Here is a 13,013-nt window from a genome sequence, read left to right on the forward strand (position 1 = left end):
CGATGGTTCGGACGTTCGCCGCTCTGGCCTTGGCCGGGCTGGTCGCGCTGCTTGCGCCCCTTTCAATCGTCACGCCCGCGCGGGCTGCGCAGCTGGTCGGCGACGTCGTGTACCACGCCCCGTCGGGATCCTATTTCGGTCTCGCCTACGATCTAGCCGGGCGGGACGGCATCGGCTGGTCGGATGCGAGAGGGCGTGCTGAGGCGTTGAGCTACAAGGGGCGTCCCGGACGACTCGCCGTGATCGACGACGTGAGCAAACACAACCTGGTGCGCGACAATTTCAAACACCGCCGCCCCGCGTGGTTTGGGCTGCGCTACTGGTGCGCGCCCAAAATGCTGGCCTGGGTCAATTTGGAGCCGCACATGAACGAAGACTTCCAGGTGTGGATGCCGGCTTGGCATCGATCCAATGTCCGATGCGGGGTCAGCCGAATCCGCTACATGGGTGTCTACTACACGCCAGATACCCAGATGTGGCAAGCCGCTGGGGAAAACAAACACTTTCCCTATTTCTTTGTTGAATTCGCCCCGCTTCAGCAAAACCAATCGACGACCGGGAATCCGGACGAGTAGCGCATGGCCAAGAATGACCTCGGAGCAAATAACACGCCTTCCGATCTTTCCCACCCGCCGGACACAGGCCCGCTCTGGACCACTTGCCCATTCGGACCGACACGTGGTTGCGCAACTTTCGTGACCCGCACGATATTCTGAGAGGACACGGCGACAATGCTCCCTTCGGCCAAAATCGACCGGGTATGGAAATGGCAAAAGACCGGCCTGCACCAGGCCCTCCGACTTCTCGCCCGCCCCAGTGATAAGCGGATTCTGCTGGTCTCCGGCGTTCAGCGGTCTGGAACCAACCTCGTCCTCGGCACTCTAGACGCTAGCCTGGACACATCCGTGTTCTTCGAAGGTGATCCGCGCGCATTTGATCGTTTCGCGCTTCGCGACGTCGAGTGCATACTGAACTTGACCGAACAGGCCAACACGTCGCTCGTCGTGTTCAAATCACTGCTCGAAGCGGGGGAACTCGCGGATTGGATGGACGCGACGGGCGCCTCCGCGATCTGGGTGTTCCGCAGCTACACCGACATGGTGAATTCGTACCTGCGGAAATGGCCGGGCGGGCGCAACCGCCTGGACGAGATCGCCGACGGGCGGGCGTTGGAGGACTGGCGGGCCCGCGGGATTCGTGACGAAACGCTGGACATGATTCGCCAGCACTACGATCCAGCTATGAGCGATGCGGACGCAATAGCTTTGTTCTGGGCTTATCGCAATCAGATGTTCTTCGATCAAGGGCTTGCCGACAAAACAAACGTGCTGCTCCTGTTCTACGATGACTTCGTGCGCCGCCCGGCCGTGGTCGGCCGACAGGTCTGCCGGTTCGCTCAAATCCCGTACACGCCAAGCCTGACCCGCGCCGTCAAAACTAGCTCGCTGAAGAAGAACGATCCGCCGAGACTTCGGCCAGATATCACCGAATTGTGCGAAGAGATGATGGCCCGTCTGAAAGCAGTTTACGAACCTAGCTAAGGCCAAACGCAGCTAGCAGGTTGCTGAAAATCCCGGCAGACGTGGCCCATCCGGGCATGATTCGGTGTTTTCAGCATGGTCATGGAGGTGCCAAGTTGCGCGGGGATGACGGCCGTTCCGGAAGCCTGTTCAGCTACGTGGACCTGGAGCAGCGTGTGCCGTCAGATAATCCGCTGCGGGTGATCCGGACAGTCGTCGACGACGCGCTTCAGGAGCTGTCGCCGACCTTTTCGGAGATCTACAGCACGCACGGCCGCCCGAGCATTCCCCCCGAACGACTCTTGCGCGCGCTGCTGCTGCAGATTTTGCACAGCCTACGTTCCGAGCGGCAGATGATGGAGCGGCTCGAGTTTGACCTGCTGTTTCGCTGGTTCGTCGGGCTGGGGATCGATGACCCGGTGTGGCATTCGACGGTGTACGCCAAGAACCGGAACCGGCTTTTCGAGAGCGATGTCGCCGAGCGCCTGCTCAACGCGGTGCTCGACCACCCCAAGGTCAAGCCGCTGTTGAGCGGCGAGCACTTCTCGGTCGACGGCAGCCTGATCGATGCATGGGCCTCAATGAAAAGCTTCCACCCGCGCGAGGGTCAGGGTGGCAGCAGCGGCGATGACGATGACCAAAGCTCTGGAGGTTCCAACCGGGACCAGGTCCGAAACCCGTCGCACAACTTCCGTGGCGAACGGCGGTCCAACCAGACCCACGCATCGACCACGGACCCGGACGCCCGGTTGTTCCGCAAGGGACCGGGCAAGGAGGCGCGGCTCGCCTACATGGGGCACGTGCTCATGGAGAACCGCAATGGCCTGGTCGTCAGCGCGCGAAAGACCCGGGCTCACGGATCGGCCGAGCGGATGGCGGCCCTGGAGATGCTCGCCGACCTGCCGAGGCGTCCCGGTCGGACGCTGGGTGCCGACAAGGGCTTCGACACCGGCGACTTCGTCATGGAGCTGTGCGAGATGAGTGTGACCCCGCACATCGCGCATAACAGCTACGTCACCGACAAGGCGCGACGACGCTCCGCGATCGACCGACGAACGTCTCGCCGCCAGCATTTGACTCGGCGAACAACGCGTTATTGCGCGTGAGGACCATGGGCCGCAGGGCGCACTCGACGAGGATGATCGCCTTGAGTTCCGCCGGGTCGTCGGGGCGCATGTCAAGTGCCTGAATCATGCCGGATTTTACTCCAACCTACCCCCTCGCATCAGCGTTATCACCCTGATTTCAGTGACTCAATTAGACCACGCGCGCCGACGGCGCAGTCGACGCCGGCCGCCGCCAGTCGATCCCCTTCCACAGCATATCGCGAGCTGCGCTAAAGTCAGGCGCGGACGCTGCGGTCCGCCGGTGATGGCGAGGGAAACCGCCGTGCTCCAGGAGCTTGTAGTACAGGCAGCCCCCTCTGGCCGTCCCAGTACAGCAGTTTCTGTCTGTCGCCCCATCTTCCCCGGAACGCAAACACCGCGCCGAAGGTCAGGTTTTGACAGAGTTCGCGCTGCGCCAGCGCGGCCAGCCCGGTAATCCCCTTCGCATGTTGGTGATGCCTGCGGCCAGGTAGACCCGAACACCGTCCCGGGGCCGATCATGCGCTCTCAACCGATCGAATGAGCCGCTGCTGAACGATCACCGGCACGTCCATCTTTGACGGCCAGCATCCGCACCTTGGCCAGCCCAAGTTCGACAGTGTGGATGCTACCATTCGCGTGGGCGTCTTCGTTCTTGCTCGCCTCAGCGATGACGAGCAGGAAAACGATCGGTTCCACCGAGATCAGGCTCTTGCAAACCAGTTCCCGGCGCCACTGGTAGAGCTGCTACTGGCTGAGGTCATAGCGGCGCGCCACCTCTCGACGGACCACTCGTTTTGTCGCCAATCTCCGACAGGATCGCCAGCTTCTACCCGTCGGTCCACCGCCGTCGACGTTCCGCGACCCTCAAGGTCACCTGCCGCATCCGCCTCCCCGCTCACCAAGCGACGTCCGACAGGGCTTTCGGAGCGTGTGGCACGTCACCGCCCGGTTATAGTCGTTGCGCAACTCGACCCCAAAGGTGGCGCACTTCCAACGAAAGCGGGTGACGCAACAGCATAATCCCACCGATCCAGCTCGCCGCACTCAAGGCCAACGCGCCCAAGACCCAGCTGACCGGCGGCCCATCGCCGTACTGCCAATACACCATGGCGGGCGGGCTGGCACAAACTACCGAGAGGCCAGCAGCATGGATGTAAGACGGCAGCAGTCGGGTTAATGAGGTTTCCATCAGATCCCCGATAAAGAAATAGACGATGCCCAGCAGCACAGCAGCAATCAAGATCTGAGAAACCGCGAACGCGACCAAGCCGTAGTACGCCCCGACGGTGCTCACAGCTATTGCGACGACAAGCTGACACAGGCGAAGAACGAATAGCCGCCGGACGGCTCCGTGGGAGATCAGGATCTGCTCCGGCTGCGGCAAGGCACTGGGGAGCCCTGCTGCCAGCAGCAGGAACGGAAGGATCTCGCCCGCCACCCGCCAGTTCTCGCCGAACAGCAGGACAATGACCGGCACCGCGAGGGCGCTCAAGGCCGCGAACGCCGGCCAAGTTACGATCGTCAGCGCGCCGACGTACGCCTCGACACTCGGCCCAATCGACCGGCCCTCGCGGATATCCTTCGAGAACGATGACAGAAGAACCCGCCCAATCGGCAGAAAGAGCGCTTCACGCGAGGTCCGCGGGATCTGCTCGGCACGTTCGACAAGGGCGATGGCAGCCGGGCTAATAAACGCGCCGAGAATGAATTTCCGACCGTCGCTCGCGGACGTACCGCATATGCCGGCAAGCGCGAGGAAGCCACCGAAGCTCAAAATCTCACGCCAATGGCTGAACCCAGGGACGAGCATAAGGTGGTCGCGTTGGACGCATAATGGCAAAACGCTACGCACGACGTTCCCCGCTAGGACTCCCCAGGCCAACGCCATGTAACTGAAGTCAAGGAACGCCAGCACGATGGTCGTCGTCGTCCCAACGACCACACCGAAGATCGAGATGTGATGCAGCAGGTCGAACCGCATCGCACGGCGCAGCAACCCGATCGCCGGCTGCCCAAACGGGCTGATGAAGAAGCCAAGGGCGACGACAGTCAGAACGTCGGCGATCCCGGGTTCGCCATAGAACTCCGCCAGGAACGACCGAACCGCCAACAGCAGGCCACCGAGGCTCCACTGGATCACGATCATGATGGCGAAGGCCGTGCGGATCTTGTCCGGCGTCAGATTCGGTTCCCGAATCAGATAGTTAACTGCCCCGAACTCACGGAATGAACCCAGCAAGTAATTCATCGCCATCGCGATGGAAAAAACACCCACCTCATCCGGGGTCAAAAGCCTAGCGACGAAGATCGAACCAACGAACTGTATGAGCTTCTGACCGGCGGATTGACTGAACGACCAGGCCAAGCTTTTCCGGATACTCACGACGGCAGTCCCCGAAGGGTTGAGTTGAAAGGAGACACGAGCGGCTGGAACAGGCCCGTCACGCGACCGCTTCCAGGATATAAACCGAAAAGCCGCGTCACTGCGGGCTCAACGGAGGTACACTTGACGGCGCTCCTTCGCGCGACACTGCGTCCGACCTCCCGCGCCAGCGCCGGGGCCAGAAACGCGACACGCGCACCGTGAGCGGCCAAATGAGCGCACGCAGCCAGCCGCCCGCGTTCAGGCCGCGCAGCCAGCTCTGCTCGGCTCTTAAGCATTTAAAACCGGCCCGACGCGCAAGCGACAGGATCCGGCCCGCGCAGACCTGACGCACCGAAGCGAGCGCCTGAATCTGAGACCGCGTCAGCTTGAGTTGATCCGAATCTGCCAAGATCGCGACGATGGATCTGAGCGCGTTCTTCTGCAGTTCCACAGTCTCGGTGACCGCCATTGTGCTCGCGGCATGGACACGATATCGAGTCACGAGGTTGGGCGTATACGCCACCGGCCCAAGCGCAGCCATCCGGAAAAAGAACTCGCGATCCTCGCTCGATTTCAGACGCGGATTGAACAGGCCGGCCGCGTAGGCCGAAGCCCGACGGCATACCGAGCCACTTGGGGATATGAAGTTACCAGCCGCCAAGGCTTCGAGGAGCCCCTCGGTCAACCGGAACACTGTGGGCGTTACCGCGTCGCGATACACGAACCGCAGGCCGCTCTTGGCGAGCGCGGGCCCCAGGTCGCCCGTCCGTTCGTCGAACAGCATCCGATCGCCGAAGAACAGATCTATATCTGACATCAGGCGGAAGGCCTCCACCGAGGTCTCGAGAAAATCCGCCATGTAGCAATCGTCCGCATCGAGTAGAGCGACCAACGTGGTTGTCGCAAGGCTACAACCGACATTCCTGGCGTTCGAGACGTTCCCGTAGTCGAGACTGACAAGGCGCACCTGAAGATCATGGGCGGCGATCCAATCCGCGCAGGCGTCCCGGGTCCCGTCGGAAGATCCATTCTCAACGATGATCACCTCTTCTGGAAGGCGCGTTTGCCCCGCGACGCTGTCCAGACAGGTCCGGACATACTGCGCCGCGTTGTGTGCGGGAATGACTACGGTCACGTCGGTCATCTTGAGCGTCTCCAAATGCGCGTCCCACCGTACGCAGCGTACGTGAGCATTGTTTAGTTGAACGACTGCCAACGGCCCGCGCCATACATGACCGCCTTAAGCAGCGCCTTCGCGAGCACATAGAAATCTCGCACGCGTAATCGTCCATACCGCCGCGCCTGCCAGAATAGTCGCAATGCGGATCGGAATCTGCCTTTCCTGGCACAGTAAATACTATCCGTAACGTAAAACTCGTTCAGTCGCTCGGAGATCGCGTCATGATCGACGCCCAAGCACTTGTCATCGCATAAGGCATGAAACGCGGCCCTTGCTCCGATACGGGGCGGCATCCCAGAGTTCGTCTTGCTTCCTGCGCGCTGACGGTACCGGAAGACCTTTTCGGGTACGAAATGAAACGGCGCAAGATGCGCAAGCCGTATCCAGAGATGATAGTCCTGCGCCTGTCTCAGCGATTCATCGAACCCCCCAGCCTGACAGAAGAAGTCCCGCCGCACGGCCAAAGCGCCGACCGCGGTTAAGGACACTCGAATGAATTTTGGCCCGGAATCTTCGAGCCGCAGAGGTCTCCGATCCTCGAACGCTTCCCCGAGGAGTTCGCGGACCTTCTGCCGGTCGGCCAGGGAGGGGATAATCTCAGCCCTGTCATCTTCGTCGACGACGGAAAAGTCGCCGCCAATCCATTGCGCGTCGGGAAAAGTGTGGAGCGGGGTTGCGAATGCCGCGAGGGCGTTCGGCTCCAGAACGTCGTCAGAATCCAGGAACACGATCCACTCGCCCACCGCCGCTGCGACGCCCGCATTTCTTGCGGCGCCGGCGCCCTGGTTGCGCTGTCGGAGCAACAAGATCGGGACGGCGAACCGCTCTTGATAAGCCTCCACCGCCGCCGCGGTCTCGTCGGTTGAGCCATCGTCCACAATGACGAGTTCGACCGGCTGGTAATGCTGCCGTGCGACACTCAGGATCGCGTCGCCGATGAAGCGTTCGGTATTGTAGGACGGCATGACGATGCTGAAAGTCGGTTGCACCGCGTGATCGTCGATCACGTTGATGGTCTCCAGTTCGACGTCGTCGGTCCCCGGTCTCATCCGCGCCTCCGGCTTCGGCAGGCACTTAGCGCCACGTCGTTTGCGTAGCCACTCCCGGCAAAACCAAGAGCTGCCGTAGCGCTCGCCGCCTGCGCCAGGCCTTCGAAAATCTCGATCTGCCCCCGGCTGGTCGCCGCCCAGGAGAAGCTCTCGGCGTAGGCGCGTATGGTCATAGGGTCGGAGGGTGCGGCAAGGATCGTTGCCAGAGCACCCGTGAGCGCCTCGGGCGTACGCTCGGCGACGACGCGCCCGGCGACCGGGTCGCGCACCACTTCGGGCGTGCCGTTGACGGACGTGGCGACCACCGGCGTCCCACACGCTAGGCTTTCCAGTAAAACGTTCGGCCAGCCTTCCCGGCTGGAGGCGAGTACCAACGCGTCCGCGGCGGAATAGACCGCGCGCAGCTGGTCGTGCGGCACCGCGCCCAGGAAGTGCACCCGGTCGCTGACGCCCAGTTGTCCGGCAAGCGTCCGCAACGCGGTCTCTTCCGGGCCGGTTCCGGCGATCAGGAGGTGTGTATCCGGCGCCAGCCCGGCGAGGGCACGGATCGCCAGATCGTGTCCCTTGCGCGCGATCAGATGCCCGACCGAGGCGACGACCGGCGCCTCGCCCAGCCCAAGTTCCGTTCGCCAGCGCGCCCGGCCCGCCGCATCGCGCCAAAAGGTCGCCAGATCGACGCCGTTACGCAGCACCTGAACACGGCCCGGATCGACTCCCAGGCCAGCCAGGTCCTGACGCAACGCATCGCACACCGTGATCAGTCCCGCCGCCCGCGCGGCCGTCCAGCGGATCATCCGGCGCGGTGCGGTATAGCGGGGGATCAGGTTCAGATCGGTGCCACGCCCGGTCACGGTGAACGGCAGGCCCAGCTCGCGCGCCAGCAACGCCGCGGCGACGCCATCCGGGTAGAAATAGTGCGCGTCGATCAGATCAAAGCGGTCACCCGCCCGCATCAAGGCCCGCGCCTGCCGGCGCGCGGCGGCATACAGCAGCGCGGGCGCCGCCGTCATGCCGACCTTGGGAATCACCGGATAGCGCGGGTGCCAGACGTCGAGCTCGTGACGCACCTCGTGCACCGGCACACGCGTCAACGCCTGATACCGGGGATGACCGCGCAGCCCCGGCGGCACCCAGGGCACCGGCGCGATCACGCTGGCGCGGTAGCCGCTCGTCGCCAGCAGGTGGCGCAACCGGTTCTCGACGAATACGCCGTGATGCGGCTGCCCGGGGTTGGGATAGAGGGTGGTGAAAACCAGCAGGTTCACGGGCTCGGGCGCTCCAGCGCGTTGCGGTACAGGCGGTCGTAAGCCGCCACCATCGCGGTCATGTCGTAAGCGGTTTCCGCGCGCGCCCGGTTCGCAGCCCCGAGGCGCGCGCGCAGCTCGCCGTCTTTTAGCAGCCGGCTCAACGCCGCCTCGAAACCGCCGGCATCCTCTTGGCCGAACGCCTGGGCCGGCGCGGTTTGGGGCAGGATGCGGGCCACGTCGCCAGCGTCGAATGCCACCACCGGCCGGGCCATCGCCATCGCCTGCAAAAGCGCGTTGGGCATCTGCTCGGTCACGCTGGTCAGCGCGAAGATGCTGTTCCCCGTCAGCGCCGCGCGCACATCGGCGACCTGTCCGGCGAAGGCGATCCGGTCGCCCAGGCCGCTCGCCGCCGCCTGTGCGCGCAGATCGGCTTCGCACGGGCCCATGCCGCAGATCACGAGCCGGGCGTCGGTGTCCGCGGCTGCCCGCGCGAACAACGCGATCAGCCGATCGAGCCGCTTCTCCGCGCGCAGCGGCGCCACCGCCACGACGGTCGGCACGGTCGCGGCCATCGCCGGCAACGGCGGAACCGGCGCGGCCGGCGTGTAATGGGCAAGGTCGACCCCGTTCACCAGATGACGCAGCCGTCCCGATGGCGCCCAGCGGTGGCGCCGGGCAATCTCCAGCAAGCCATGCGAGGGCACCACCAGCGCGTCGACCCCGGCCAGCGCGAGCCGGCGATAGAGGCTGCGCCGCCGCAGGGGCCGGACCGCTTCCTCCGGCCCGAAGCCGCTCTCGAAATGCAGGTGCGGCCATCGCGGGCCGAGCCGGTTGGCAAGCGCCCAGTCCATGGCGCCGAAGTTGTAGGTGCACAGGATATCGGCCTCCGAGCGGGCGAGCGCCCGGCGGATCGCCGGCAAACGTTTCACCCCGGTCAAGCCGTCCGCTGGCAAAAGGGTCCAGGGGTTGTTGGGGTCCACCCGGTCAAGCGCCTCGTGCCGCCCGTCCAACGCGATCAGCGTGTGCGCGTAACGCGTGCCCAGACGCCGCGCCACGTCGGCGATGCGGACCTGCACCCCGCCAACCGCGAAGGTCGGAAACACGTGCAAGAGCTGAACCGGACGCACCTCGGACAAGGTGGGGGGCGGCGTCGAAGGCTGCTGGGTCTTTAGGGGATACACGGTTGCCGCCTTCAGCGCGCGCCGGCGTTCCAGAGGACGACGCGCACCGTCTGCAGCCCGATCGCGATGTCCAGCATGATGGTGTAGTACTTGATGTAGAACAGGTCGTACTGAAGCTTCTGGCGCGCGTCCTCGACGCTGGCGCCGTAGGGATAGTTGAGCTGTGCCCAGCCGGTGATCCCGGGCTTCACGCTATGCCGCTCGCGGTAGAAGGGGATCTGCGCGCCCAATTCGTCGACGAAGAAGGGGCGTTCCGGGCGCGGCCCGACGAAGCTCATATCCCCGCGCAGGACGTTGATCGCCTGCGGGATCTCGTCGATCCGGGTCTTGCGGATGAACGCGCCCACCCGGGTGATTCGCGGGTCCGCCTGCTGCGCCCACTGCGGCCGTCCGTCAGCCTCCGCGTCCTGACGCATGGAGCGGAACTTGAACAGCATGAACGGCTGGCCGCCCTGCCCGACCCGCGCCTGCCGGTAGAACACCGGCCCGGGACTCTCCAGCTTGATCGCGAGCGCGGTCACGATCAGCAGCGGCAGCGTCACCGTCAAAAGACCCAGGCTGGCGACCAGGTCAATCGCGCGCTTGGCCATCAGATGCACGCGGGTCGTACGGAACCCCGCCCGGTCGAAGAACCAGCTTGGCGACAGCGCATCCAGATCGACCGCGCCCAGCGCCTGCTCGGCGAACATGTGATAATCGGTGACCCGCACCCCCTCCAGCCGCGCGGCGACCAGATCGTTCAACGGCAGTTGACCCCGCCGGTCCTCCAACGCGACCACGATCTCGTCGATCGCGTGCGAGGCGACATAGGCGCGAAGGTCGTTGGGCATGGCAACAAGCTTCGCACCCGAGACGGCACAGGCTACCGGCTCCAGCTCGACGTACCCAACCACCATGAAGCGGCTGCGCCGGCCACGGTGGGCAAGCGCCCCCACCTTGGCAGCCCTGTCCCCCGTGCCGAGCACCAGCACACGGCTCTTCAGGTGCGCGAGGTCCGCGACCCGCAAAAACGCGAGGTGCAACGCGAACACAAGCGCAAAGGCCAACAGCAGGCCGGGGATCAGGGCGCTAATCGTGATCCGCACGGGCGGGAACACGTAAGTCAGGATCGCGTGCAGCACGAACGCCAGGCAAACGGCCACGCACACGCGCGCGGCGAGATCGGGCAGGCTCTCGGCAACATGGAAGGAATACAGCCCGACCGCGAACAGCATCGTCAGCACGAGCGCGCCCAGCAGCAAAGCGCGCTCGACGAAGTACCAGAAGCCGACCGCCTCGCCCGCGACCGTGAAAGCGGTGTACTGGACCGTGATGAACAGGACGACCAACGCCACCGCTTCCACCACTGCCAGAATGTAGAGGGGCCAGACGACCCGCGCACTCACGCCCACGATTGTCTCCTCGATAAAGACAGCGCCGGAGATCCGGTCGGCTCAGGCCACCACCGCGTCGTACGCGTCCACCGCCGCCGTAGCCGGCAGGGTTGGCGCGACATGCACCTGCTCCAGAAAGCCCGCGAACATCAAAAGCGCCCAGATCGGCTGGGTATGGTCACTCAGTCCGCTCATATGGCGATCGACCAGGTTGTCGATCGCCGCGACGTCGAACAGCCCGCAGCCGCGCAGCGCCTCGCCCTTCAGGCTGGCCAGCACGCGGGCGCGCGCCGGCCCGCGGAACCAGCCTGCCAGCGGCACGCCGAAGCCCATCTTCGGCCGGTACAGCACCTCCTCGGGCAGCAGCGGCTCCAGAGATTTTTTGAAGACCGCCTTGCCCTCGCGCCCGCGCAGCTTGGCGGATGCGGGGATCGACCCGGTCCACTCGGCGAACTTGTGATCCAGGATCGGCACGCGCACTTCCAGCGCATGCGCCATGCTGGCGCGGTCGACCTTGGTCAGGATGTCGCCCGGCAGATAGGTCTTGAGATCGGCGTACTGCACGCGGCTGATCGGATCGTCGGTCGGGGCAGCGGCCATCACCTCGCGGATGCGCTCGACCGCGCGGTAGCCCTGCAGCTCGCGCTTGAAGCTGGGCGCGTAAAGCGCCTCGCGGTGGCTGTCGGCGACGACGCAGACGCTGTGGAAATAGCCATCCGCCGTATCGCGGGCGAGCGCCTGGAAGGTGGTCTTGGCCCGCAGCGGCTTGGGCGCCCAGTCGGCCTTGGGATAGCTGCGGCCCAGAGCGCCGAACAGCGGCCCGCGCACGCTCTGCGGCAGACGGGCGCGCACCAGTTCCTCGTAGCGGTGCCAACGGTAGCGGCGGTAGCCAGCAAACAGCTCGTCGCCACCATCGCCGGAGAGCGCGACAGTGACATGCCGGCGCGCCTCCTGGCACACCCGATAGGTCGGGATCGCGCTGGAATCCGCGAACGGCTCGTCATAGACGCGCGGCAGCAGATCCAACAGGCCAACGTCATCCGCCGCCACGCGCTTGGCGTGGTGATCGGTCTTGTAACGCCGGGCGACCTGGTCAGCGTAGCTGGTCTCGTCGTAGTCCGCCTCGCCGAAGCCGATCGCGCAGGTGGTGACCGGCGTCTCCCGCGACTTTGCCATGCAGGCGACGACCGCGCTGGAATCCACCCCGCCGGACAGGAAAGCCCCCAGCGGCACATCGGCGATCATGCGAATGCCGACCGCTTCCATCAGCCTTTCCGGCAACTCGGCAGCAACAGCAGCCTCGTCCGTCTGGTCAGGCTGGAAGGTCATGTCCCAATAGCAGCGCGGCTCGGGCATCGCCTGGCCACGGCGGATCGTCAGCACATGGCCCGGCGGCAGCTTGCGCACGGTCCGGTAGATCGAGCGCGGCTCCGGCACGTAGCCAAGCGCGAAGAACTCCTCGACCGCGATCGGGTCCAGCTCGCGCGCCACCTCCGGCAGCACCAGCAGCGTCTTGAGTTCGGAGCCAAAGGCGACTCGGCCATCGGGCAACGCGCTGTAGTACAGCGGCTTGATGCCCATTCGGTCACGCGCCAGGAACAGCGTCTCGCAGTTCGCGTCATAGAGGGCGAAAGCGAACATGCCCCGGAAACGATCGACGCAGTCCGGTCCCCAGGCTTCCCAGGCGTGGACGATCACCTCGGTATCGCAGCGGGTGGCGAAGACGTGGCCGAGGGCACTCAGTTCCGCCATCAATTCCGCGAAGTTATAGATCTCGCCGTTGTAGGCGACGGCAACCGTGCCGTCTTCGTTGAACAACGGCTGGTGACCGCTCGCCAGGTCGATGATCGACAGACGCCGATGGCCCAGTCCGATGCCCGCGGCCTGGAAATAGCCGGCATCGTCGGGACCACGGTGGCTGATCGCATCCGTCATGGCGGTCAGGCGGCGCGCATCCACCGGGCGACGCGCACGACTGTCGAACAGGCCGGCCAGTCCGCACATGGCGTA

General features: G+C 64.7%; 12 protein-coding genes. 3 read left to right on the top strand and 9 right to left on the bottom strand.

Annotated features, from left to right (window positions below; translation table 11 throughout):
* Positions 1-2: 2 nt before the first annotated feature.
* The 3 genes from RHOSA_RS0119080 (at position 3) to RHOSA_RS23765 (ending at position 2,626) form a co-directional block, all read left to right on the top strand.
* The gene (locus RHOSA_RS0119080) at positions 3-575 is read left to right on the top strand and encodes a hypothetical protein (protein ID WP_027289909.1); all 573 of its coding nucleotides are present in this window, start codon (positions 3-5) and stop codon (positions 573-575) included.
* Between the two features lie 156 nt (positions 576-731).
* Entirely contained in the window at positions 732-1,541 is an 810-nt protein-coding gene (locus RHOSA_RS0119085; RefSeq protein WP_027289910.1) for a sulfotransferase domain-containing protein, read from the top strand.
* Between the two features lie 56 nt (positions 1,542-1,597).
* Positions 1,598-2,626, top strand: a complete 1,029-nt coding sequence (locus RHOSA_RS23765) for an IS5 family transposase (protein WP_156092852.1) — start codon at positions 1,598-1,600, stop codon at positions 2,624-2,626.
* Positions 2,627-2,862: 236 nt separating this feature from the next.
* Here RHOSA_RS23765 and tnpB read toward each other — a convergent pair whose 3' ends face one another.
* The 9 genes from tnpB to RHOSA_RS0119130 form a co-directional block, all read right to left on the bottom strand.
* Entirely contained in the window at positions 2,863-3,063 is a 201-nt protein-coding gene (tnpB, locus tag RHOSA_RS26015; protein ID WP_200371945.1) for an IS66 family insertion sequence element accessory protein TnpB, read from the bottom strand.
* 70 nt (positions 3,064-3,133) lie between these two features.
* Positions 3,134-3,304, bottom strand: a complete 171-nt coding sequence (locus RHOSA_RS25330; protein ID WP_156092854.1) for a hypothetical protein — start codon at positions 3,302-3,304, stop codon at positions 3,134-3,136.
* A gap of 253 nt (positions 3,305-3,557) precedes the next feature.
* Positions 3,558-4,991: an oligosaccharide flippase family protein gene (locus RHOSA_RS0119100; RefSeq protein ID WP_027289911.1), complete on the bottom strand. Its 1,434-nt coding sequence runs from the start codon at positions 4,989-4,991 to the stop codon at positions 3,558-3,560.
* 97 nt (positions 4,992-5,088) lie between these two features.
* Complete coding sequence (locus RHOSA_RS0119105) at positions 5,089-6,117, bottom strand: glycosyltransferase (RefSeq protein ID WP_156092856.1); 1,029 nt, start codon at positions 6,115-6,117, stop codon at positions 5,089-5,091.
* Between the two features lie 53 nt (positions 6,118-6,170).
* Positions 6,171-7,202: a glycosyltransferase gene (locus RHOSA_RS0119110; RefSeq protein WP_027289913.1), complete on the bottom strand. Its 1,032-nt coding sequence runs from the start codon at positions 7,200-7,202 to the stop codon at positions 6,171-6,173.
* On the bottom strand, positions 7,199-8,467 hold the full coding sequence (locus tag RHOSA_RS23770; protein ID WP_081728864.1) for a glycosyltransferase family 4 protein: 1,269 nt from the start codon (positions 8,465-8,467) through the stop codon (positions 7,199-7,201). Before RHOSA_RS23770 ends, RHOSA_RS0119110 begins: the two co-directional genes overlap by 4 nt.
* Complete coding sequence (locus RHOSA_RS23775) at positions 8,464-9,630, bottom strand: glycosyltransferase family 4 protein (protein ID WP_081728865.1); 1,167 nt, start codon at positions 9,628-9,630, stop codon at positions 8,464-8,466. The genes RHOSA_RS23770 and RHOSA_RS23775 overlap by 4 nt, the downstream gene beginning before the upstream one ends.
* An 11-nt stretch (positions 9,631-9,641) precedes the next feature.
* Positions 9,642-11,015, bottom strand: coding sequence for a TIGR03013 family XrtA/PEP-CTERM system glycosyltransferase (locus RHOSA_RS0119125; RefSeq protein ID WP_169816667.1), 1,374 nt, complete (start codon positions 11,013-11,015; stop codon positions 9,642-9,644).
* Between the two features lie 48 nt (positions 11,016-11,063).
* Entirely contained in the window at positions 11,064-13,007 is a 1,944-nt protein-coding gene (locus RHOSA_RS0119130) for an XrtA/PEP-CTERM system amidotransferase (RefSeq protein ID WP_027289915.1), read from the bottom strand.
* Positions 13,008-13,013: the final 6 nt, after the last annotated feature.

Origin of the sequence: Rhodovibrio salinarum DSM 9154 (assembly GCF_000515255.1) — a bacterium.
GTDB classification, from domain to species: domain Bacteria; phylum Pseudomonadota; class Alphaproteobacteria; order Kiloniellales; family Rhodovibrionaceae; genus Rhodovibrio; species Rhodovibrio salinarum.

What these genes read in the sequence shown, in the direction of transcription:
- RHOSA_RS0119080 (WP_027289909.1), top strand. Translation starts at nt 3, where the DNA reads ATGGTTCGGACGTTCGCCGCTCTGGCCTTGGCCGGGCTGGTCGCGCTG.
- RHOSA_RS0119085 (WP_027289910.1), top strand. Translation starts at nt 732, where the DNA reads ATGCTCCCTTCGGCCAAAATCGACCGGGTATGGAAATGGCAAAAGACC.
- RHOSA_RS0119130 (WP_027289915.1), bottom strand. Translation starts at nt 13,007, where the DNA reads ATGTGCGGACTGGCCGGCCTGTTCGACAGTCGTGCGCGTCGCCCGGTG.
- RHOSA_RS23765 (WP_156092852.1), top strand. Translation starts at nt 1,598, where the DNA reads ATGATTCGGTGTTTTCAGCATGGTCATGGAGGTGCCAAGTTGCGCGGG.
- RHOSA_RS0119105 (WP_156092856.1), bottom strand. Translation starts at nt 6,117, where the DNA reads ATGACCGACGTGACCGTAGTCATTCCCGCACACAACGCGGCGCAGTAT.
- RHOSA_RS0119110 (WP_027289913.1), bottom strand. Translation starts at nt 7,202, where the DNA reads ATGAGACCGGGGACCGACGACGTCGAACTGGAGACCATCAACGTGATC.